Origin of the sequence: Bacillus sp. USDA818B3_A (genome assembly GCF_009928415.1) — a bacterium.
Lineage (GTDB): Bacteria > Bacillota > Bacilli > Bacillales > Cytobacillaceae > Neobacillus.
Window position 1 is genome coordinate 1 of record NZ_JAABNN010000022.1, and the last position, 21,614, is coordinate 21,614.

The following is a 21,614-nucleotide window of genomic DNA, read 5'->3' on the forward strand; positions in this document are numbered from 1 at the left end:
AAAGTAAAAGAGATAGCGTAAGCTATCCCTTCGAAATCAGTTTCTTACTCTACTTTAAAAAGGACGGTTCTGCCGAAGTGGAAGAACCGTCCCCATATTTTAATAGATAACTACTGGTTCATATGTGCTGAGATTTTCGTACACTATTTTCATATCGTTTGGTTTTGTGTTTACACACCCATGCGACCCATCGTTGAGATAAGCTGTGCTTGACCAATTTCCCCGCCAGCTGGCATCATGGAATCCTTGTCCATCATTCGTAAAAGGAGCCCAATAATTAACCTTTACGGAATAACTCGGTTTTCCTCCCAGTTCTCTTCCCGTTAGGGTAGATGGTGACCGTTTATAGAGAATATACCAAACACCTTTTGATGTATCGTTACCGGTGCTGTGTTTACCAGTCACGACATTGGTTGTAATGACTAATTTTCCATTTTTATAGATCCAGATACGCTGCTGTGCAATTGATACTTCGGCATATGTATCACCAATGCCATTGTTTGATGTAGTATCATAACCGTAACCTTCTCCGCCCCAGCCATGTCCGATAATATTGGACGCAGATATGGATGTTTCCCCTTTTTCAAAAGCGGTCTGAACCTGCGCTGCTTCTTTATCTACATCTAATGCCCAGCCATAACCTTGGCCTCTGACAGAAACGACTGAACCTGAATGGGTCTTAAAGTTGAAGTTTTTATTTAATGTCGATTGAGAACTATTAATTTCTTCAATTTTCGCATTTATTTCACTTGGGTCAATCGTTACCTTCATGTCTTTTGACACAGAGGCACTTTTAATTAATTCACTGGCTTTTAATGAATACACTTGATTTTGTACTTTATACTCAACGGTTTGCTGAAGGAGCGCCTGCAATTTTTCTTGTTCTTTTTTTACTGTATCACTGTCTTCTTTTACTGGCTGTATTAGTGCAGCATTAAGATGAATTTCACTGGAGTATCCCTGCTTATCGAAGTCTTTTAAGAGAGTGGCCACATCATACTGCTTACCATCTACACTTTTTGTAACGATCACTTTACCTTGTTCCAGCTTAGCTTGTGCATCTGTAGGCACTTTTAAACTCTTATTCATAGAAGCTAGTTTTTCTTCCACTTGTTTTTTCAAGCTTTGGCTGCGATAGGAATCTGCCTGGCTTGGTACTAATGTGTAATTCTTTTCCTTAGAGGAAGGGAAAAATGACTTTTGGCTTTTTAATAATTTTTCAACCTCTTTCAGGTCTGTATCTGTAAAGCCCATTTTTGTATCTTGACCATCTAAAATTTGCTGCTCTCCAACAAAGACTACGTTCGTTAAGACAGTTGATTTTAGCTTGGTTAGTGCTTCATCTGAAGTCATACCGCCAACATTTATGTCATTAATTTTGATGTTTTTATTAAAGTGGTTTGCCTGATAATAGCCGATTGCTGCTGCAATTAATGCAAAAATAAGGATAATACCTGTGGTGATAAACTTCCAGTTGGTATACCATTTCCCCTTTTTTGCCTGTCTACTGCCCAGGTCTTCCACTGTTTCGGATGCTGTACTTGCCATTACGATTCCCCCATTTACTCTTAACTTCCTTCGACATAAACCTATTGGTTTTGTAACAAGTATTACAATTATTTTACCTTATTTTTAAATTTCTGCTACTATTCTATTATATATATGACGAGAATTTTGTCACTATTTGTATGTAGATGGAATTTATTAAATTTATTGTTGTTATCTGGAAGAAACAGTTGCCAAAAAAAGGCAGACTTTCTAGTGTTATAGCGGTTCTATCATTGTTTATATAATTAAAAACTTAAATTTTCCTTAAAATGGAGACTTTGTCATCACGATTAAAAAAACACCAATTCGTTAAGCATGTTTTTCTTAAATATGGAAAAAATACATCAGAACTATATTATCCAAAGTTTGGTGGGATTTTAAGACATGAAACTATTTGATATGATGCATGATGCCTTTCAGCCTTTTATGGATGGGGAAATCAGACCATTGAATGTGATGGAGGTTTCCAACCTTTGGTTTTTTCTTTTAGCGACGGAGATCACCATGCGTAACGAAGAACTTGGCTTCAACTTGGCTCAAGATCCGGAATTGAAACAACTTTTAAAGGATATAAGAGAAACCGTTCATCTTCCCATTCGCGATGAGCTTATTGAGTTTTTGAAAAAAGAAGGAGTTCCATTGCCGAAAACAACCTCAGAAAAGCCACTTGGTGATTTTCAGAGTATACCGGAGGGGGCAAAATTGAATGATGAGGAACTGGCTAATTTAATGTCTTATAACCTGGCTTCAGGTGTAACCTATGCGGCGCGAGGCCTAACTGAGTCGATTCGTGCAGATGTTGGGCTAATGTTCTCGAAAATGATTATGAAGAAGACGATGGCAGGTTTAAGGGTTAAACAATATTTAGACCGGCACGAATGGCTTCGGATTCCTCCTTATTATCATAGCTAATTCAAGGATAACCTGCCTTCAATGCAGGTTATTTTAATTTTATGATAATTAATCCTCGAAGACAGAAGATAACAAAATTTGTAAATTATTATCGATATTATTGTAAATTCCCCAGGAAATGTGGGGGAGCTTAGAAAACATTGTCGAATGACACTGAAACTAGCGAAAAAAGAAGATGAACGCGTAATAGGAATTACCAATAAAAGTCATTAGTGCGTGATATAATTTAGGTAAAAAGGGGGGATGAAGATGAAATGGTTAACAAGGATGAATGATAAACTTACAGGCTTGAACCATGCGATTGGCCGTTTTCCATTGACGACAATCTTTCTGATCGCCACAGCTATGATTAGTTCCTATCTGGTTCACTCTCAAAAGGACAATGTAAAATTACTTTTAACCCTTGTAATGGGAGCATTCCTAAGCACGGCCGCACAAGTGGCCTTTGAACGGTTTTATTCTAAACAATCAGCCCGGTTCCTGTTAATGGGTCTAGTGATCGTGCTGACGGGAGGGTATTACCTGCTTATTCACCCAGTACCAGTGATGAGCAGGGAGATTGAAATTAGAACGTCAGTCGCTTTATTCGCCTTACTTTGGGCGTTTATTTGGATCCCTGTTATCAAAAGCCAGATTAGTTTCAATAAAAGCTTTATGATTGCATTTAAATCCCTTTTTCATTCGCTCTTTTTTTCATTTATTATTTACGGTGGAATCGCCGTTATCCTTGCCGTTTTTAGTCAGCTTATTGTTGAGATTGACGGTACCGCCTATGCTTATACAGCTAACATTGTCTTTATCCTGTTCGCCCCCATGTACTTTTTATCGCTTATTCCTAACTATCCTAGTGCAAAGGACCAGGAAGATATAAAGGGTGTGGAGGAAGCGGCCAATTGCCCGAAGTTTTTAGAAATCCTCTTATCCTATATCCTCATTCCTTTACTAGCCATTTTTACTCTCATCATCGTTCTCTACATTCTTAAAAATATTACTGGGGTATTTTGGACAGATAGCTTGCTTGAACCGATGCTGGTTTCTTATGCAGTTACCGTCATTTTGCTGTATATATTAGTAAGTGAAATTGAGAATAAATTTACCTCCTTTTTTAGAAAGATATTTCCGAAGGTGTTAGTGCCTATAGTGCTCTTTCAAATTGTTTCGTCGGTCATCAGTCTGATGGAATCGGGCGTGACGTATACCCGGTACTACGTTATTTTGTTTGGAATATTTGCTGCAGCAGCAGGAATTTTATTGAGCATCCTGCCTGTTCGGAAAAATGGATTTATTGCGGTCCTATTGATTATTTTTTCGGTTATCTCGATCGTGCCTCCTGTCGATGCATTTACAATCAGCCGCAATAGTCAGATTGCCACGCTTGAACAAGAGCTTTTAAAATACAATATGTTGGAAAATAATCGAATTAAACCGAATAATTCCGTTTCCGAACAGGATCAGAAGATTATTACAAGAACCGTTTATTATTTAGAGCAAATGGGATATATAAAAGAAATTGACTATTTTCCAAAGGATTTTAATGTTTATAACGATTTTTATGACACATTTGGCTTTAAAGAGTATCAGGAGCACTTGGGTACGGGGAATGACGGTGTTTACCTAATGACCGAACCGGGGACGACTATTAATATTGCAGGTTATGACCGATTTATACAAATGGAGCTTTTTAAATCTGACCGTAATGGCGAGGAACAAATTAGCGAATTTAAAGAAGCGGGTAAAGTTTATACGCTGTTAAAGGTCACAAAGGGTAACGAAGTTGATTTGAAACTGATGGCAGAAAACAGTCGGGAGCTAATCAGCTTTCCTACCCAAGAAATTTTCGACAAGTTCTATAACTATACTGGAACAAAGGAAACGATAACGACATCTGAGGCCACTTTTACTAAGGAAAACGACCGGGCCAAAATGACGATTGTGGTGCAAAATGTCAGTATTGAGAAGGAATACAATCAGAATAATGCGGGTATTTATATATTTGTTCAAATTAAATAGGTTACTTTAAAAATAAGCTTGGCCCCAAGTGGTAAGAATATACAGATAGAAAGGGGGATGTCGATGGAACTTACGATTAGTTGGAAAGGGAAAATGGCTTTTGCTGGAACGACTCCATCAGGCCATGAAATCAAATTGGATGCGAGTGACGAGGTCGGTGGAGAAAATACGGGAGCCAGACCGACTGAGTTATTACTTCCGGCGGTTGCGGGCTGTACTGGGATGGATATTATTTCAATCTTGCACAAAATGCGCCTCGAGCCTGCCTCGTTTCAAATCGATGTCGATGGCGATCGGGCGGAGGAGCATCCGAAGCGGTTTACGACCATTAATATCCATTATGCTTTAGACGGAGATTTGCCTGAAGACAAAGTCGTTCGGGCGATTCAATTGTCAAAAGACAAATACTGCTCGGTTTCTCATTCCTTGAATGCTGAAATCACGATGAGTTATTCCATAAATGGGGTGCAAGGGGAAAAACAACTATAGTGTTAAAAATAACTGCCTTCATTTGGGGCAGTTATTTTTATATGCCACAAATTAGTCAAACTATTATCAAAATAATTATTGACGCTCTATTTGAAAGCGGTTATATTTAATACATAATAATAACGTTATATAACGTTATGAGAAAAAGGAGAGAATTTAATGAACCCAGTAAACGTAATTAACACCATTCATTCTCAAACAGAACAAGGTATTACAGAAGTATATCTAGTTGCTTGCGGAGGATCGTTGGTAGATATGTATCCATCCAAATACTTCCTAGAAAGTGAAGCAAAAAAGATTGTAACAGGCCTATTTACGGCAAACGAATTTGTTCATGCGACACCAAAGCGGTTAAACAAGGATTCTCTTGTGATTGTTTGCTCCCATGGCGGAAATACCCCAGAATCGGTTGAAGCAGCAAAAGTTGCAAAGGAATATGGTGCCCATACAATCGGTTTAACCCATAACAATGAGGCATTCTTACTTAACTATTCGGACCATGCCTTCGTCTATGAATGGGGTGCAGACACAGATGTAAAAAATAATCCAATGGCAATCATTTTAGAATTAGTAGTCGAGGCTCTTTATGTAACTGAAGGATACGACCATTACGAGGCATTCCAAAACGGAATCGGAAAAATCAACGGAATCATTAAAAAAGGGGAACAGCAAGTAGCTGAAAGAACCAAGGAATTCGCTCAAAAATATAAAGATGAAGAGTTATTTTATATCTTATCAAGTGGTGCGTCCTACGGACATGCTTATGGGTTTGCCATCTGCTCTCTCATGGAAATGCAGTGGCTGAATGCCGCATCCATTCACTCTGGTGAATACTTCCATGGCCCGTTTGAAGTGACCGATAAAGAAACTCCATTCATCTTATTAATGAACGAGGGCCGCACACGTGCATTGGATGAAAGAGCTAGAACATTCCTTAACCAGTATGCAGAAAAAGTAGAAGTGATCGATGCGAAAGAATTAGGAATCAATACTATTGCGGATGAGGTAGTGGAATTTTTCAACCCGATTCTATTCTACAGCATCATGTGTGTCTATCGTGCCGCATTAGCTGACGTTCGCAATCATCCATTAGAGACTCGTCGTTATATGGGGAAAGTATCTTACTAAAATCGAGGGTGAAGAATATGGTAAAGGTTTTAGGTATTGGAGATAATGTCGTAGATAAATATGTTCACATCCAAACGATGTATCCAGGAGGAAATGCAGTAAACTTTAGCGTATTTGCCAAAAAGCTAGGTGTTGAGGCAGCTTTTATTGGGACGTTCGGTGATGATCGAGAAGCGGAACACGTTGAAAGTGTTTTAAGAGAATTAGAGATTGACTTATCCCATTGCCGCCGCTTCAGCGGTGAAAACGGCTGTGCCCGTGTCACATTGGAGGATGGGGACCGAGTCTTTTTAGGAAGCAATGCAGGAGGCGTCACCCGTGAGAACCCATTCCAGTTAACGGAGGCGGATCTTGAATACATCAAAGGATTCTCGTTGATGCATACTGGATTGTACAGCCATACGGGGCATATTTTAGAACAGTTAAGCACGCTAGGGGTCCCATTATCATTTGATTTTTCGGATGACTTTCAGCAGGAAGAAATTGATAGGAATATCTCCTATGTCAACTATGCGTTCTTCTCTTGCAGCCACCTCTCCCATGAGGGAACAGAGCAATTTTTAAAGGCTAATTGTAAGAAGGAAGGGCAGATTCTCGTTGCTACCCGCGGAAGTGACCCGGCCATCGCCTTTGACGGTGTAAAGTATTATTATCAGGCGCCTGATTATGTGAAGGCAGTCGATACGATGGGGGCAGGAGATTCATTCATTACCGCCTTCCTGCTGCATTTTTTAAAAAGTAATGATATTGCCGCATCCATGAAAGAGGCTTCAGGCTTTGCTGCAAAAATCTGCTTGGTAGAGGGCTCCTTTGGATACGGGGTTCCTTATAATTAATTTGTGATACCGCAAGCCCTTTGGTTCTCTTCTGTTATAATAGTGATATAACGTTATATACAAGGGGGTACCCCATGCTAAACGCTGAGAACCAAGAACCATTATATATACAACTAAAAAAGGCACTCCAGGCCGCAATTTTAAATGATACGTACCAACAGGGTGAAAAAATCCCAACGGAACCGGAATTAAGCGAGCAGTACAATGTCAGCCGAATCACTGTGAGAAAGGCGGTTGAGGAGCTCGTAAAAGAAGGGTACCTCATTAAGCAGCAGGGAAAAGGGACATTTGTCCATCGGCCAAAAATTGATCGTAAAATTGAGCATGTCATGGGTTTTACCGCTGCCTGCGAGGCCAATGGATTTAGTTCTCACAGTGAGGTAACGAAAAAAGAACTTATCCAAGCGGATGCAGGTCTTCGGGAGGCACTGCAGCTGGGGGAAAATGAACAGGTGATTTACATTCAAAGGAAGAGATACGCAGGCGATCATCCTTTAATGCTTGAAAATAATTATTACCCTTTCAATCGCTATTCATTTTTACTTGATGAACCGCTGGAAGGCTCACTCTATGATTTATTAAGAGAAAAGTATGATATCCATCCCGACCAATCTGGTAAAACTACATTGGAGATTGTATTAGCGGATGAGGATCAGGCTAAAGTGTTAGAGACAAGTATTGGTAAGCCATTGTTTTATATGAACACGCTTATATATGATCAAGAAGGCCGGCCTGTACATGTTGGGAAGCAGTATATTATCGGTGACCGCTATCAATTTACTTTATAGTGAATTTGATGGATTTCTTTCCCCTTAGTGATAACGTTTTATATCGTTATTTACTAAGGGGGAGTTTTATACAAAAAATGACAACGCTTTATCGGATTTGCTGATGAAATTCGGTAAGTGCCGATAAAATCCAAAAAGTGCCGATAAACCCTTAAAAAGTGCCGATAAACTGGCTAAATGTGCCGATAAAATCCGGGAACGACTATTTTTCAAGAAATGTTCAGAGTAATTTTATTGATTCTATGAAAAAAACTGCCGCTGAATTGTCTATTCTATTAGAATGAAGGTGCTTTTGATGAAAATCAGCCAAATCACTGCTGATACTATACTCGTTTCGAATGTTATTTTTACAAGCACAGAAGACAAACCAATTTCAGGGTTTATTGCCATTAAGGAAAACCAAATCATTGCTGTAGGAAATCAGGACGAACACAAGCAATGGGTTGGCCCGCAAACAAAGGTCTATGAGCTGGGAGACCGGCTGGTTATGCCGGGAATCCATGACAATCACGTCTTTTTCACCGGATATATGTCGATGAACAGAGGCGTGGACTTATCTAGTGCCTCATCGGCTGAGGAGGCGTTAGCTTTATTAGCCGATCACTCGAAATACCTAGATGCTTCGCAAAATCTATATGGATTTGGCTGGGATAAAGAGGTATGGGGGCATGTGCCGGGGCGGGAGCTATTGGATGAAGCATTCCCTGACAGAGCAGTCATTGCCATTAACTCAAACAAGAGCTATTGTTGGATGAATCAGCTCGCAATCGATAAATATCAATTTACTCCAGATAGCTGCAGTGCGGAATCAAGGGCACTTTTATTAAAAGAAATGCTTCAAGACCTGCAATTGGTCAAAGAGGAGTTCTTGGCCTTTTGTCAGCTTTTAGCATCTAGAGGTGTGACATCAATCAAAGATATTGGTTTTGACGAGTACGAACTGCTCCCGGTATTAACCGAATTAAATGAAGAGGGCCGGCTGCCGTTACGCGTTCATTTCGTCCTAGAGCCTGTATTAGAGCCACTTAACACAGATGTTGGACAAGCATATAAGAATCAATATCAGGACGATCACCTCCGCTTTCAAGGCTACAAGATCATGGTGGATGGGGTGGTCGCTGACCATACGGGTGATATGCTTGAACCTTATGCAGACATGCCAGGTGTGCGGAACCTTCGGTTGATAAATTATGAAAATATTGAAAATTCCGTTTTAAAGGCGGATAGCTATGGGTTAAAATGTTGTTTAACAGCTGAAGGAGATGCGGCGATTCGGCAGGCAGTGAGAATTCTAGAAAAATGCCGCCAGGTTAACGGACCGCGTGATGCCAGGCATTCTATTAGTGATTTAGAGTATCCGCATCCGTATGATTTGAAACGGATGGGTGAACTAGGTATTTTTGCAGAGGTTTATGCGCAAATTCTGCTGCTGAATCCTTCTTATCATAAGGCCTATATGGGTGAGGTGGTCGATAAGAAGTACGAAAATCGCTTTTATAATTATAAGACGATGCTGGATGAAGGTATCACCGTAACTGCGGGGACGGACTTACCTTTATTTATGACGAGTGTTCCAGATTCGATTTATGCGACCTGCCAACGTTTATTTCCGGATGGTTCTCCTGAGGGCGGCTGGTTTCCGGAGCTGGGAATGCCGGTAGCTGAAATGTTGAAGGCTTGGACAATTAACGGAGCGAAGCATCAGTTTATGGAGGACAAGACCGGTTCGATTGAAGTGGGGAAACTTGCTGATATTGCTGTCTATGATAGGAATCTATTTGAAACGTCTGCCCAGGAACTTAGGGATGCCAAAGTCGTACTGACAATGGCAGATGGAAAAGTTGTTTATGACCTTACTAAAGTAAAAGAACATTCGTTTCTTAGTTTCAGGTAATACGTTATAAAACGTCATTTAAAGGGAAATGGGGAACCACAATGGAAGCAGCCAAAAAATTGCAGCCAAAGGTTATCGAAAAGCGAAAAAAATGGGCATTGCCGCACAGTTACACTCTTATTTTTATTATTATTATTGCAGTTGCCCTTCTGACTTGGATTATTCCAAGCGGTCAATTTGACCGTAAAGAAGTGACTGTAGATGGATCAGCACGAACGGTCATTGTCCCAGGAACCTTCCACACGATTTCCAAGGTTGGAGAAAATGGTGATTTACGGCAAGGATTATCAGGAATCTTAAGTGCACCAATGGCTGGAGTAATAAATGCCGCAGATGTGGTCGCGTTTGTACTTATTGTCGGCGGAGCATTCGGAATTATTTTACAAACAGGTGCAATTGACAGGGGACTGATTGCCCTTGCAAGGCGTATGAAGAATAAAGGAATTTTTGTCATTCCCATCTCTATGATCATCTTCAGTTTAGGTGGATCGACGTTCGGGATGAGTGAGGAGACGATTCCTCTTTACGCCATTTTTATTTCATTGATGTTTGTTTTAAAGTTTGACTCGATTACAGCTATTTTAATTTTATTTTTAGGCACACAAATTGGTTATGTTGGTTCCACCTTAAATCCGTTTTCCGTGCTCATCGCTCAGGGAGTTTCTGGGGTGGAAGGCAACCCGCAGTTATGGCTAAGGTTTATAGAATGGATCGTCTTTACTGGGGTATCGATTGGGTTTACAATGTGGTACGCAAATCGAGTGAGGAAGGACCCTAAGAAATCGGTGGTTTATAAAAACGACTTGGAAAACCGCGAACGTTTTATTAAAACGGATGGCGGTCGTGATATCGTCTTCTCAAGACGAGATAAATTGATTCTTTCAGGGTTTGTGGTTGCGCTTGGTTTAATTGTTTGGGGGATTCTTTCTAAAGGCTGGTACATGACGGAGATTGGTGCTGTATTTGTAGGATTAGGTCTCTTCTCCGGTGTTGTAGCGAAAATGAATCAAAAGGACTTAGCTGAAAACTTCGTTAAAGGCTGTGGTGAGTTTGTTTATGCCGCTGTCATTATTGGGCTGTCCCGCGGCATTTTAGTCCTTGCGGAAAATGGTATGATCATTGATACAATCTTAAATTCTCTTGCCAATATGATGGAAGGACTGCCGAAGTTTGCTTTTACGACCATTATGCTTATCGCACATAATGTGATTACCTTCTTTGTCCCTTCCTCCTCTGGTGAGGCTGCTCTGACCATGCCGGTTATGGCGCCGTTGGCAGAGTTGGTTGGCATTAATAGGGAAGCGGCCGTTACGGCTTATCAATTTGGTAATGGATTAACAAATCTAATCTCTCCAACTGGTGGTGTTCTTTTAGCTGGTCTAGCAATTGCACGAATTAGTTTTGGACAGTGGATTAAATTAATCATGAAATTGTTCCCGGTTCTTTGGGTAATTGCTGCTGTCTTTGGAGCAATATCTGCTTATGTTGGGATGTAATGAAATCTTTGAGAAGAAGTGCAGATGCACTTCTTCTTCTTTGCTATTAAAGGCATGGATTATATTAATAGTTCTTTTTGTATAGGTGTATTTCTTATTCTAGGATAATTATACTATTTTGCTTATTTATAAATCAGTGCATAAATACTAGCGTTCTCTGAGCACATTTGTTGCTATTTCCACTATTTTTATATATTATCAATTCGAGATATTTATTTTCAAGATTACTTAAAAGGAGATTTTAAATAAATGAATGTATTAGTTATAAAAGCAAACAACCGTCCAGCTTCTGAAGCTGTGTCTAGTAAAATGTACGAGACTTTCATGGAGAACCTAGAAGGTGTGAACGTAACCACTTATGATGTATTTGCCGAAGATATGCCTTACTTTGGTCAGGATCTATTCAACGCTTTCGGTAAATTACAATCTGGCGAAGAGTTAACTGATGTTGAACAGCGCATTGTAGCAGCAAAACAAAAAGCAATGGATGCACTATCTGCAGCAGATGTTGTCGTATTTGCATTCCCATTATGGAACTTAACCATCCCAGCAAAATTGCATACATTCTTCGATTATGTAGCTGGAGCAGGCTTCACTTTCAAATACACTGAAGCTGGTGCAGTGGGCTTGATGTCTGATAAAAAGGCGATTATCCTTTCTGCACGCGGCGGTGTTTACTCTACTCCTGAAGCAGCTCCTATGGAAATGGCAGCTACTTATGTTAAAAATATGGCTGGCGGCTTATTCGGAATGGAAATCGTTGATGAAATCATCATCGAAGGCCATAACGCAGCTCCAGACCAAGCGAAAGACATTATTGCTGCAGGCTTAGAAAAAGTGGCAGAAGCAGCAAAACGTTTATCAACAGTTAAAGCTTAATATAGCTTAGATTCACTAGCACCCTTTGTTTTCGAACAAAGGGTGCTTTTTTTTTCATTCCAAAAATATTTCAATTAGAACTTCTATATTCAAAAATAATGCAATTATGATAAACCTGCCTTGTTTTAATGAGGTAGGTTTTTCCTTTGATATGGGAATAATTATGAAAAAGGGGTTTCGGAGGATTTTTAGTATGGCTGAATTAAAATATTTAGAACCGACTGAGCTGCTTGAAAAAATTTATTCCACGTTGTGCTCGGAATATGAAGATGCGGAACATTACAAAGATGAAAAGGATCAGAAGGAAATAGATGTCACGAAGAGCCGGTTAACGAAGAAAATTTTCAATGAGTTTGTGGTGGATGAAGAGTATTTTCTTACAATGGATTCGGAGTTGTTTAATGAGAGATACCATTTGTATGAGGAGGATTTTTTAAGGCTAATCAAGCAATGCAGTGAGAACCGGGTTGAGTATGAGACGTTTATCCAGATTATTGATGATCTGATTGCCAGTGCAAAATTTCGGCTCCATGCGTTTGAACAATTAACGGAGGAGATTCAAAAAATTCAAGTGGAGGATGCAGCGGAGGAGACGGTGACTGAGGAAGAAGAGGAATTAGAGCAAGAAGAGGAGGAATAGCCGCTTCCACTTTTTATGGGTGGAGGCGGCCCTTTTTCTGTTACTTCCGAGGGTCGACAAAGTCAGGATAGTCTGTGATAATCGCGTCGACGTTCATATCAAATAGGAACTGTGCGGCTTCGTGGCTTCTTACAGTCCAAGAGGAGATCCCCATGCCAAGTCCATGAACTTTATCTACTAACTCCTTTGAGACAATCCCATAGCTTGGATTAAAATAATCTGCGTATGTAGCGAACTCCTTCAATGCCGCATCTGTTGTATCTGCCTTTGAGGAGGTAAGGACACCCATAGGGACATCTGGTAGAAGCTGACTCATTTTTTTGACTGAATCAAAATTGAAGGATTGGACTATAATTTTATCATTCTGTGGTTTATCGAGATTCCGCTTCTTTAGTTCTTCCACGACCATTTCTTCAATCCCAGGATAAAGCTCTGGTGATTTCATTTCTATTAAGATACCAATTTTCCCGTGGTACCGGTCGAGGACTTCTTCAAATGTCGGGATCTTTTCACCCTTGAATTGTTCCCCTTTAAAGCTTCCTGCATCAAGGTTCTCTAGTTGTTCAAAGGTTAGGTCTTTCACATTGCCAGTACCATCTGTGGTTCGGTTTACTGTTGTATCATGAATGATGACTAACCTTCCGTCTTTGCTGCGCTGGACATCGATTTCAATGTAGTCGGCTTTCATGTCGAGTGCTTTGTCAAAGGCTGCAATGGTGTTTTCTGGAGCATATCCGGAAGCTCCCCGGTGTGCAACCGTATCGATTTGTCTTTTTTCTCCTGTGGTCAGTTCAGAGGCGAATGCCTGCTGGAAGGGGCTGAACAAGAGGGTAAATGCAAAACCTGCTCCAAGTAATGTTTTCTTCATTTTCTTCATCTCCCTGTTTAAGTTATGTACAAGGATAGTTTATAAAAGGATTATTAAGGGAGTTTTATATTCTTGTGTGGTTAAGGTTATAAGAATATAAAGAAAAAGGTTTAGATTTTCCTAGTTTTATTTACAGATAAAAAGGAATATATTACTATTTTCGGGAGATACCCTGCGTTTACTGTGGCAGAGCAGAGAGCACGCAGGGATTGCCGTTTATGCGCGTTCCCTCATTTTGTCCGGCAGGTTCTGGATCGACTGAACGACTAAATCAAGTTTCGATTCAATCCGATAAAGCAAATAAAGGGTCACGACGATTGGGAATCCTACTTCGCTAATGAGAGGAATGATTTGCTCCATTCTGAGTCCTCCTTTCTGTTTTAGGAATGATATAGATAGAAAAGGCCGGTTTCGCTACGAATCCGGCCTCCTTGTTACTCGTCCAGCTCCAGCGCCTAGCCCCTCGAGGTCATAAGTCACTCATGGAATGAAGGCAAAGAACGCCTTCTTTCCATGAGCGCCTTATGCTTGTCGGGGCTGTTCAAGGCGCTTGCGCTTTTGTTTAAACAAGTTCATAATCTGTTACGTTACGATCGACTACTCTTGCTCCTTTTGAGGACACTAACTTGCCACTCGCGGTCGTAAATACTTCAGCGGCAATAATTTGAGCCATTGATAACTTAACTACTTCCTCATCAATCGGTTCCTTTGGGTTATCAATCGAGATCCGGGCTGTCTTCCCAAACTCTGTTGCAAACTGCAATTCCAACGTCTTCGCCATCTAAAATCACCTCCTTTTCCTTATGTTGATAGTACTAATGGTGCCTGTCACCATTTATTAAGCTAGGATTTCAGAGCTGTCTGTGCGTTCTACTTTGTTCAGTGTGTCTGTGCATAGGGTGGATATTGCCTGGGCTGCCTGGAATAGCTGGTCAACGGTTGCCTCCTTTTTGATGTTGTTGAAGGTTCTTGATTTCAGGATGGGGTTGCCTTCGTTGTCGATACCTGCATCGAATACCAATCGAAGTTTTGTTCCTTCTAGTAATGCTTGTGCCATGTCCATCACCTCCTTTCGCCTTATATATATAGATGAAGAGGCAATAAGGACAGGCAGAGGGAAAATATATTTTGAGACTTTCCGGAAGTCCCTAATGCAGGTTCTGGCAAAGTTATATAAAACCTATGATGACCAGCAAATTCCTGCTAGAATAGTAGTAACTACAAGGTGATTTTTCCAGATAAGGATAAATAGAGTAATTGTTGATACATAAAATATTGAGTTATCTAAAAGGAGATCGATCAAGTGAATCGTTTGAAAAAGAGAATCCTATCTTCTGCCTTTGCTCTAGGGATGCTAAGTGCAGCTAGTTTTCTATTGCCTTCCACCTCTTATGCCCGAACTCCCTTAAACGTACCGCTAATCTCTCAATTACCAGAATTAAGAAATGGCTGTGAGGTTACTAGTTTAACCATGCTGCTTCGTTACAAAGGGATTAATGTTTCGAAAATGACGCTGGCTAATCAAGTCAAAAAGGACGCGACCCCTTACCGGGTTTCCGGAAATACAACTTACTGGGGTAATCCGAACACTGGCTTCGTCGGGGACATTACCGGTCGTTCGAAAGGCTATGCTGTTTATCATGGCCCTGTCTATCAATTAGCTAACAAATATACGAATGCGATTGATTTAACTGGAAGCTCTTTTGATGTGATCTCAAAACAATTAGACAGAGGAAAACCGATCTGGGTTATTTCTACTAGTACCTTTAATACGGTGCCGAGCAGTCAATGGAAAACCATTCAAACGCCTAAAGGGCCGCTTAGAATCACTTTCCATGAGCATAGTGTCCTGCTTACTGGTTATGACCAAAACTATGTCTACTTTAATGATCCGCTGGCCAATGTTAAAAATCGTAAAATTTCCCGCTCGTCCTTTATTAGAGGATGGGAGCAATTTGGCAGACAAGCGATTACCTTGGGCTCATCAAAGGGTGTCCTAGATAAACCAGGTACAGGTTCAACTATTAATGAAACTTACAATCTATCAGGATGGTTTTTAGATGAAAGTGGTGTAGCTAAGATTGAAGTAATGGTGGATGGAAAAGTAGTCGGCCGTGCTTCCTATGGTGACCCTAGAGCCGATGTGAAAAAGGCCTATCCGGAATACAATAATGGAAATGCAGGCTATCACTATAGCTTAGACACGAAACGATTGAGTAATGGAAAACATACCATAACTGTTAGGGAAACAGGCAAAAATGGCTGGACCCAAACATCACCTGGCAAGGTAATCAACGTGGCAAATGCTAAAGGTGTATTGGATACTCCTGCCGCAAATGAAAAAGTTAAGGGGCAATATAACGTTAAAGGCTGGTATTTAGATGGAAGCGGCGTTTCTAAGATTGAAATTTTGGTAGATGGAAAGGTTACGGGCCAAGCTGTCTATGGTGATTTGAGATTAGATGTGAAAAAGGCATATCCTGCTTACAACAATGCCAATGCTGGTTATCATTATGTGCTGGATACAAAGAAATTAGCAGATGGAGTCCATTCGATTACTGTTAGGGAAACTGGGAAGAATGGTCTGGTGTCAACGCTGTCCAAAAAGTCCTTTACGATTTCTAATATCAGGGGCAGTCTTGATCAGCCTGCACCGGGCAGTACTATCAGTGGAAGCAAAACGATCTCAGGCTGGTTTTTAGATGAAAACGGCATCTCTAAAGTTGAGGTATTGGTGGATGGAAAGTTGGTCGGGCAGGTGGTTTACGGTGATGTCCGGGGAGATGTCCTAAGGGCGTATCCTGAATTTCATAATGGAAATGCTGGGTACCACTATGCAGTAGACACGAAGAGGTTTAGTAATGGCAAGCATACGATTACTATCAGGGAAACAGGAAAAACTGGCAGAGTGACAACACTGCCAGGCAGAGTGGTAACGATAGCTAACTAATTAAAGAAGAGGGTGGATTCAAGGAGAATCCAGCTTGAAATAAAGAGCTCTCGGTAGATAAGAACGGTTTATAACGATAAGAAATTCAATTCGAGAATTGGCCAGCTCCAGCGTCTAGCCCTAGGGTGACAAGTTTATCTAGTTGTAAAAAATTCCTATGTTGGTAGACATAGAGCTCATTGGCGACCGGCCAACTCAAAAAACTTCCGTCTCGGTAGACAATAGAGCTCATTGGCGACCGGCCAATTTAAAAAACTTCCATCTCGGTAGACAATAGAGCTCATTGGCGACCGGTCAATTAAAAAAACTTCCGTCTCGGTAGACAATAGAGCTCATTGGCACTGACCAACTTTGGTACCTTGGAAATTTAGACGCAAGCCTCCCACTGATAGAAGGACAAAAGCGCCTTCTTGCAGGGGGAGGCTTATTATAGAGTTCCAATTCAATATCGAAGGACCAAGGTGTTTTCGCTTTTCGTATTACAAATTGTTAGCCCTCAATTTCTTAAGAGCCCCCATTTTCCACTGCTTGACGGCAGACACTGAAACATGTTCGCGCAAGGCAATTTCTTTTACCGATAAATCTTCCAGAAAGGCTGCCACGACCCATTTGGTTTCCTTTTCTGATAAACCTTCACAATAGGAGAGGAGTTGTTCTTCTTCGAGTGGTTTTTCCGAGAAGCCATCCTCCACGACTTCCCAATATTCCTCTTTTGGACACACATTTCTGGTTTCATAACGGTTCCGTCTCGTTAATTCCAGTAATAGCTTCCCTTTAATATAGGTATAAGCATAATTTGTGAAGGTACCTTTTTGGGCGTCAAAGCCCTTTTGTGCTTCCCAGAGTCCAATTAAAGCAGTTTGATAGAATTCTTCCCGATTACGATAAATCGATAATGACTTCAAAATTCGATAAATCATCGGCTTATATTGTTCAACTAACTCCTCAAAGCTATCCACAACTAGATCCTCTCGTAGGATCCGCGCGCGTTCCAATTCATTCCTAGGTAGCTCTACCATAACGGGAAAAACAGCATTCATCGAATTTCACTTTTTTTAATTTGAAGAGGAAAAAGGGGATAAACTGATGGATTTATGGGTGGAAATTAGAAATTTCGTTATGATTTATGCAAAGATGGTTGAATTTAGTATGAATTAATATTTCTTTCATTTTTTATTGGAATAATTAGAAAATCATTTGAATAATCTGAGGTCTATGAAGGAGTGAGATGATGGAGACCATTATTAAGATGTATCAGCATTTAGATTGGGCTAATCAGCGGATAATAGAGACACTGCAAAGAATGGGTGATCAAAGTAACCAAGCCAAACAATTATTTTCACATCTATTACTTGCCGAAGAGGTTTGGGTTAATAGATTAAAAGGTTTAGATAGCAATCCTCAGGCGATTTGGACAGAACTCAGTTTGGCAGAGTGCGCCAATCTAGTTGAAAAAAATAAACAAAACTATGCCGGGCTGCTTACTGGTTTAACGGAGCGCCAGCTTAAGGAGGTTATTGTTTATAAAACTAGCAGCGGTATAGAGTTCTCCACGCCAGTTGGTGATATCCTTACGCATGTGGCGCTTCATGGGCAATATCATCGCGGCCAGATTAACCAGAGGCTGAGGGAAGAGGGCCATGAACCCATTAATGTGGATTATATAATGTTTGTTCGATAAGTAGTCATCTTCCGACAGATTTTTTACCAACCTAAAGGTTAAACTGCTACTAGCAGAGCTATTTTAGGTTAATCCTAATTAAACGTTTGGTTAGTTCTAAATCCAATAAATTTTTGTCAAAAAGACACAGATTATGTGACTTTTTAAACTGTAAGACACCGGGTATTTCGCTATGATAAGACTGAAACCCAAAATCCGCTGAAGGGAGCCCTCTATGAGATATCAAGGCAAGTACTCCGACTTAAAGTCCTTTATTCAATCTTTTCAGTCCATTCTGCTAAACCTGCCGTTCCCCTGTTATATTCTTGATTTAGAAACGGATTCTAGGCATTATGGTTGAACAGGTCCAAATAAGAAACACAAACATTTTGCCTCACTGGGAGCAAATGATGAATGATATTCCTATCTGTTTATGGTCAGTAGACGCGAAATCCAAGAAAACTCTGCAGATCTCCAGTGCCTGCCGGCCTATCTTGGGATATACGCAGCAGGAATTTATCGATAATGAACGCCTGTGGGAGGACAATCTACATCCGGATGATAAAGATAAGGTATTTAACCAGCTTGAATCCATACCTAATAGACAGCCGGTTAAACTTGAATACCGAGTTCGTACACCCTACGAGGGAGAAAAATGGATTCTTGATTATATCACCCCCGTTTACGAGGAAGATACAGATCGTCTTTTACGTTATGACCGGGTTGTCATGGATATCGACCAGCGAAAAAAGACCGAAGAGGAATTGAACCACTTAGCCTTTCATGACACCCTAACAGGATTGCCAAACCGGAGAAAATTGGAAAGCGAGCTCCAAAAGGCCCTCATTGAGGCTGATAACAATAATTGTTATGTTGGAATATTATTTATAGATATTGACCGATTTAAAGATATCAATGATTCGTTGGGCCATAAAATGGGTGACAAATTTATTCAAACAATGGCAAATCGACTAAGGGAAAATTTACAATCAGATGCTGTCATCTCGCGCCAGGGCGGTGACGAGTTTGTCATTTTATTAAAAAACTTACCCAAAGCTGAAGCAATTGAGGTCATCGCGGAACGAATCACAGAAGTCATCGGCAAACCAATCCAGCTGCTGGATCATGAATACCGCCTAAGTGTCAGCATAGGGACAAGTATTTTTCCAGACCATGGCCAGGAAGCAGACGTCCTCATGATGAGGGCAGACCATGCGATGTATTTGGCAAAAGAAACTAGAACTGGAATACAGCAGTACCAAATAGGCATGTCGAAAAGCCTATCGAGAAGAATGCTGCTTGAGCAGTACCTCCACCGGGCCATTGAAAAAGATGAGCTTTATTTAGAATATCAGCCGATTATCGATGTCGAAACGAAGCAGATCATCGGACTGGAGGCACTGCTTCGCTGGATGCATCCAGTTTTAGGAAAAGTTTCGCCAGGGGAATTTATTCAAATTGCTGAGGAATCGGACCTCATCATCAAATTAAGTAATTGGGTATTAGTTACGGTGTGCAGGCAGCGCCGGGCTTGGATGGATATGGGGTTAGCTCCGTTTTATATTTCTATTAATGTCCCTGCCCGCCAAATCCATCAGGATCATTTTATTGACACGATTAAACGAGCGTTGAAACAGTACGAGCTCCCCGCTGAATTTTTAAAAATAGAGATTACGGAACGAACGGCGATGACTGACGTGGAGAAAACACTGACCACAATGAGGGAACTGCAAGAGTTTGGGGTGGATATCATTTTAGATGATTTCGGCATCGGTTTTTCGTCAATCAGTTATCTGGTCCAGTATCCTTTTAATACGATTAAAATTGATAAGTCGTTTATCCAAGATCTGAGCGATAACGCTAACCAAAAGTCCGTTTGCCGCTCCTTGGTGGCAATGGGTAAAAATCTTGGAATGAACGTGGTTGCTGAGGGGGTGGAGGAGCTCGAACAATATGATTATTTATGCAGCATTGGCTGTGATAAGATGCAAGGTTATTATTTTAGTAAACCAATTTCCCTTGAATTGGTTGCGAGTTTTACTAAAAGACAGGTATCTTTGTTAACCAAATGTTAACTTTTTTCAACATAAATATCTTGTATTGTCATTTTTCTGGGATTACTATAAAGCATGACTATATCAAACTATAAAGTTCTTAAGCAGGAGAGGTGCAGCATGCGAAGTTATCTCATATTGGGAATGTGCGCTTTATTTTTAATCCAATATTTTGTGGAGTGGCAATGGCTTGAATTTATTGTAGTAGGACTTTCTTTATTGGCCTTTTTAGGAAGTGCTTTCAAAGCCGATCGGTTTCCGCGCTGGCTTGGTATCATCATGATGACTGCTGGAATCGTCATCGAATGGAGAAAAGGGACAGGGGTTGAAGGAATCAGCGAAGGGCTCTTTCTAATTCTGCCCTTGATTTGCCTGCTGACACTTGCACCGCTGCTTTCCATTCCTTTAAGGCTCAGCGGTTACTTTCAATCTATCGCCGTATTACTCCGAAATCTTATGTCTCAGCCGAAAAAATTATATGCTGGAATTACGGGTACGCTCTTTCTTTTAGCCCCGGTCCTAAACCTGGGGTCCGTACGGATTCTCAATGAATTCCTTGAGGAAGTTAAGCTGCCTTCTGCGATGTCGGCAAAAAGCTATCTAGTTGGGTTTTCTACTGCCGTTATGTGGTCGCCGTACTTTGCGTCTGTATCACTTGTGCTGCATTATCTCAATATCTCGTTCAAAGAGTATATTTTATATGGAATAGGCCTATCGTTATTGTCTTTAGTCGTCGGCAATATTTTGTTTGCCCTTTGGGAAAAACGGCATCCGCTGACAGAAGCATCAACACCTGTGGCAGCAATCAAAAAGGGCAACCGCCAGCAGATCATCAAACTTGCATTATTTGTGGTCATTTTAATGAGTACCTGTCTCGCAGTGGAGAATTTTACTCACTGGTCCATGATTGTGATCGTATGCTTGATGTCGATTCTGGTTCCAGCTATATATGGCATCGTGTCTAAGGATTGGAAGCGAATGGCCGCGCCATTAAAAGACTTCCGTGATCGGACCGTACCAATGATGAATAATGAGATTATGCTGTTTATGAGTGCAGGGATGCTGGCGTTTGCGATGAAGGGCACTGACGCTGCAAATGGGGTTAGTACATTCCTTGAATCTTTGGCCCAACAGTCGTTCCTCTTGTTTGCTTTAGCTATTATGGCCATTGTCTTAAGTATCACCTATATTGGCATCCACCAAATCGCTGCCGTCGGGGCCTTGGCGATGCAATTAAATCCTGCTGAATTAGGGATGAGTAATCTTGGCTTAGCTTTACTTCTGCTTCTTACTTGGTCCATTTCTACCGCCCTCAGTCCTTTTTCAGGTCTCAATCTGATGGTGAGCCGATTTGCAGGGATTTCCGGCGTCCAAACGGGTCTTCGTGCCAATGGACTGCATTTGTCCATTCTTGCCCTCATCGGGATCGCGATCATTTCCTTTATCGGTTAGTAAAAAAACA

At 40.8% G+C, this 21,614-nt stretch carries 20 protein-coding genes; 14 read left to right on the plus strand and 6 right to left on the minus strand.

Features of this window, described 5'->3' with window-relative positions; translation table 11 throughout:
- Positions 1-99 precede the first annotated feature (99 nt).
- On the minus strand, positions 100-1,548 hold the full coding sequence (locus GXK58_RS22705; RefSeq protein WP_160725473.1) for a L,D-transpeptidase family protein: 1,449 nt from the start codon (positions 1,546-1,548) through the stop codon (positions 100-102).
- A 384-nt stretch (positions 1,549-1,932) separates the two neighbouring features.
- On the opposite strand from GXK58_RS22705, the gene GXK58_RS22710 reads away from it, so the two are divergent.
- The 10 genes from GXK58_RS22710 (at position 1,933) to GXK58_RS22755 (ending at position 12,620) form a co-directional block, all read left to right on the plus strand.
- Entirely contained in the window at positions 1,933-2,460 is a 528-nt protein-coding gene (locus tag GXK58_RS22710; protein WP_160725474.1) for a DUF3231 family protein, read from the plus strand.
- Between the two features lie 249 nt (positions 2,461-2,709).
- Positions 2,710-4,470, plus strand: coding sequence for a DUF4153 domain-containing protein (locus GXK58_RS22715; RefSeq protein WP_160725475.1), 1,761 nt, complete (start codon positions 2,710-2,712; stop codon positions 4,468-4,470).
- 63 nt (positions 4,471-4,533) lie between these two features.
- On the plus strand, positions 4,534-4,959 hold the full coding sequence (locus GXK58_RS22720; protein ID WP_160725476.1) for an OsmC family protein: 426 nt from the start codon (positions 4,534-4,536) through the stop codon (positions 4,957-4,959).
- 159 nt (positions 4,960-5,118) lie between these two features.
- A complete protein-coding gene (locus GXK58_RS22725; RefSeq protein WP_160725477.1) occupies positions 5,119-6,087 on the plus strand; it encodes an SIS domain-containing protein in 969 nt (322 codons plus the stop codon).
- A gap of 17 nt (positions 6,088-6,104) precedes the next feature.
- The gene (locus tag GXK58_RS22730) at positions 6,105-6,923 is read left to right on the plus strand and encodes a fructoselysine 6-kinase (RefSeq protein WP_160725478.1); all 819 of its coding nucleotides are present in this window, start codon (positions 6,105-6,107) and stop codon (positions 6,921-6,923) included.
- 74 nt (positions 6,924-6,997) lie between these two features.
- On the plus strand, positions 6,998-7,711 hold the full coding sequence (locus tag GXK58_RS22735; RefSeq protein WP_160725479.1) for a GntR family transcriptional regulator: 714 nt from the start codon (positions 6,998-7,000) through the stop codon (positions 7,709-7,711).
- Between the two features lie 295 nt (positions 7,712-8,006).
- Positions 8,007-9,605, plus strand: coding sequence for an amidohydrolase (locus GXK58_RS22740; protein ID WP_160725480.1), 1,599 nt, complete (start codon positions 8,007-8,009; stop codon positions 9,603-9,605).
- Between the two features lie 41 nt (positions 9,606-9,646).
- Entirely contained in the window at positions 9,647-11,101 is a 1,455-nt protein-coding gene (locus GXK58_RS22745) for a YfcC family protein (RefSeq protein ID WP_160725481.1), read from the plus strand.
- A gap of 249 nt (positions 11,102-11,350) precedes the next feature.
- Entirely contained in the window at positions 11,351-11,980 is a 630-nt protein-coding gene (locus tag GXK58_RS22750) for an FMN-dependent NADH-azoreductase (protein ID WP_160725482.1), read from the plus strand.
- Positions 11,981-12,173: 193 nt separating this feature from the next.
- Entirely contained in the window at positions 12,174-12,620 is a 447-nt protein-coding gene (locus GXK58_RS22755; protein ID WP_160725483.1) for a hypothetical protein, read from the plus strand.
- 40 nt (positions 12,621-12,660) lie between these two features.
- On the opposite strand, the gene GXK58_RS22760 is transcribed toward GXK58_RS22755, so the two are convergent.
- The 4 genes from GXK58_RS22760 to GXK58_RS22775 all read right to left on the minus strand — a co-directional run bounded on the left by GXK58_RS22760 (position 12,661) and on the right by GXK58_RS22775 (position 14,545).
- Complete coding sequence (locus GXK58_RS22760) at positions 12,661-13,497, minus strand: glycerophosphodiester phosphodiesterase (protein ID WP_160725484.1); 837 nt, start codon at positions 13,495-13,497, stop codon at positions 12,661-12,663.
- A 207-nt stretch (positions 13,498-13,704) separates the two neighbouring features.
- On the minus strand, positions 13,705-13,848 hold the full coding sequence (locus tag GXK58_RS22765) for a YvrJ family protein (protein WP_160725485.1): 144 nt from the start codon (positions 13,846-13,848) through the stop codon (positions 13,705-13,707).
- A gap of 202 nt (positions 13,849-14,050) precedes the next feature.
- Positions 14,051-14,269, minus strand: coding sequence for a DUF2922 domain-containing protein (locus tag GXK58_RS22770; protein ID WP_160725486.1), 219 nt, complete (start codon positions 14,267-14,269; stop codon positions 14,051-14,053).
- Between the two features lie 57 nt (positions 14,270-14,326).
- A complete protein-coding gene (locus GXK58_RS22775) occupies positions 14,327-14,545 on the minus strand; it encodes a DUF1659 domain-containing protein (RefSeq protein ID WP_160725487.1) in 219 nt (72 codons plus the stop codon).
- 246 nt (positions 14,546-14,791) lie between these two features.
- Between GXK58_RS22775 and GXK58_RS22780 the strand changes: the two genes are divergently transcribed.
- A complete protein-coding gene (locus tag GXK58_RS22780; RefSeq protein ID WP_160725488.1) occupies positions 14,792-16,438 on the plus strand; it encodes a C39 family peptidase in 1,647 nt (548 codons plus the stop codon).
- 479 nt (positions 16,439-16,917) lie between these two features.
- Here the strand turns inward: GXK58_RS22780 and GXK58_RS22785 are convergent, their stop codons facing one another.
- A complete protein-coding gene (locus GXK58_RS22785; RefSeq protein WP_160725489.1) occupies positions 16,918-17,397 on the minus strand; it encodes a sigma-70 family RNA polymerase sigma factor in 480 nt (159 codons plus the stop codon).
- A 269-nt stretch (positions 17,398-17,666) separates the two neighbouring features.
- Between GXK58_RS22785 and GXK58_RS22790 the strand changes: the two genes are divergently transcribed.
- From GXK58_RS22790 to GXK58_RS22800, 3 genes are all read left to right on the plus strand, one after another.
- Positions 17,667-18,119 carry a DinB family protein gene (locus tag GXK58_RS22790; protein ID WP_237389757.1) on the plus strand — a complete coding sequence of 151 codons (453 nt, stop codon included), beginning with the start codon at positions 17,667-17,669 and terminating at the stop codon, positions 18,117-18,119.
- Positions 18,120-18,451: 332 nt separating this feature from the next.
- On the plus strand, positions 18,452-20,173 hold the full coding sequence (locus tag GXK58_RS22795) for a putative bifunctional diguanylate cyclase/phosphodiesterase (RefSeq protein WP_237389758.1): 1,722 nt from the start codon (positions 18,452-18,454) through the stop codon (positions 20,171-20,173).
- A 99-nt stretch (positions 20,174-20,272) separates the two neighbouring features.
- Entirely contained in the window at positions 20,273-21,604 is a 1,332-nt protein-coding gene (locus tag GXK58_RS22800) for a hypothetical protein (protein WP_160725491.1), read from the plus strand.
- The last annotated feature ends 10 nt before the right edge of the window (positions 21,605-21,614 follow it).

Bases quoted from the DNA above. Each gene is read 5' to 3' on its own strand.
- GXK58_RS22710 (WP_160725474.1), top strand. From the start codon at position 1,933: ATGAAACTATTTGATATGATGCATGATGCCTTTCAGCCTTTTATGGAT.
- GXK58_RS22725 (WP_160725477.1), top strand. From the start codon at position 5,119: ATGAACCCAGTAAACGTAATTAACACCATTCATTCTCAAACAGAACAA.
- GXK58_RS22800 (WP_160725491.1), top strand. From the start codon at position 20,273: ATGCGAAGTTATCTCATATTGGGAATGTGCGCTTTATTTTTAATCCAA.
- GXK58_RS22770 (WP_160725486.1), bottom strand. From the start codon at position 14,269: ATGGCGAAGACGTTGGAATTGCAGTTTGCAACAGAGTTTGGGAAGACA.
- GXK58_RS22705 (WP_160725473.1), bottom strand. From the start codon at position 1,548: ATGGCAAGTACAGCATCCGAAACAGTGGAAGACCTGGGCAGTAGACAG.
- GXK58_RS22775 (WP_160725487.1), bottom strand. From the start codon at position 14,545: ATGGCACAAGCATTACTAGAAGGAACAAAACTTCGATTGGTATTCGAT.
- GXK58_RS22760 (WP_160725484.1), bottom strand. From the start codon at position 13,497: ATGAAGAAAATGAAGAAAACATTACTTGGAGCAGGTTTTGCATTTACC.
- GXK58_RS22755 (WP_160725483.1), top strand. From the start codon at position 12,174: ATGGCTGAATTAAAATATTTAGAACCGACTGAGCTGCTTGAAAAAATT.
- GXK58_RS22720 (WP_160725476.1), top strand. From the start codon at position 4,534: ATGGAACTTACGATTAGTTGGAAAGGGAAAATGGCTTTTGCTGGAACG.
- GXK58_RS22730 (WP_160725478.1), top strand. From the start codon at position 6,105: ATGGTAAAGGTTTTAGGTATTGGAGATAATGTCGTAGATAAATATGTT.
- GXK58_RS22795 (WP_237389758.1), top strand. From the start codon at position 18,452: ATGGTTGAACAGGTCCAAATAAGAAACACAAACATTTTGCCTCACTGG.
- GXK58_RS22765 (WP_160725485.1), bottom strand. From the start codon at position 13,848: ATGGAGCAAATCATTCCTCTCATTAGCGAAGTAGGATTCCCAATCGTC.
- GXK58_RS22740 (WP_160725480.1), top strand. From the start codon at position 8,007: ATGAAAATCAGCCAAATCACTGCTGATACTATACTCGTTTCGAATGTT.
- GXK58_RS22745 (WP_160725481.1), top strand. From the start codon at position 9,647: ATGGAAGCAGCCAAAAAATTGCAGCCAAAGGTTATCGAAAAGCGAAAA.
- GXK58_RS22715 (WP_160725475.1), top strand. From the start codon at position 2,710: ATGAAATGGTTAACAAGGATGAATGATAAACTTACAGGCTTGAACCAT.
- GXK58_RS22750 (WP_160725482.1), top strand. From the start codon at position 11,351: ATGAATGTATTAGTTATAAAAGCAAACAACCGTCCAGCTTCTGAAGCT.
- GXK58_RS22790 (WP_237389757.1), top strand. From the start codon at position 17,667: ATGATGGAGACCATTATTAAGATGTATCAGCATTTAGATTGGGCTAAT.
- GXK58_RS22735 (WP_160725479.1), top strand. From the start codon at position 6,998: ATGCTAAACGCTGAGAACCAAGAACCATTATATATACAACTAAAAAAG.